General features: G+C 51.4%; 1 protein-coding gene. It reads left to right on the top strand.

Translation table 11 applies throughout. The features are described from left to right. Positions 1 to 617, top strand: a 617-nt coding sequence (locus tag R7Q46_RS28150; RefSeq protein WP_318078436.1) for an Ig-like domain-containing protein, incomplete at both ends; no start/stop codon positions are given.

Here is a 617-nt window from a genome sequence, read left to right as displayed (position 1 = left end):
CTCACCGCGATTGCGACAGACAATGAAGGCGCAGTAACCTCCACAACGGTTGCTATCGTCGTTCAGCCTCAAGTAGAGCTGCCGCCACCTAGCATTACTCTCACTAGCCCAACAGGTACGGAAACACTGAGTGTGGGGGATAACCTAACCGTTACTGCTCAAGCTGATGACTTTGATGGCGTAGTTACTCAAGTTGAATTCTTCGTTAACAACCAATCTGTCGCCATTGATACCAGTGCACCTTACGAATACCAATGGACAGCGAGTGTTGGCACGCACTCATTTAAAGCTCAAGCGACAGATGACTCTAATCTCTCTACCATGAGTCAAGCAGTGGCGCTTGTCGTCGCGAATTCAGAAACAGGCAATGGTGGGTGTGCCGATGCTGTCCCTTACGTAGCAGGCACGCGTTATGAAGTAGGTGCTCTGGTTTCTAACCTTAACCAAAAATATCGTTGTGACGTTGCGGGTTGGTGTTCGTCCGATGCAACATGGGCCTACGAGCCAGGTGAAGGCCTGTACTGGAAAGATGCTTGGACTGGCCTAGGAGCGTGCTCAACACCACCTCAAGTTACCATTACCGCCCCAACTGATGGGCAAGTCGTGCTCGCAGGCAG

The sequence above is a fragment of the Vibrio sp. 811 genome (assembly GCF_033339195.1).
Note: the sequence above shows the minus strand (reverse complement) of the source record. Positions and strands in the feature narration are given on the sequence as shown.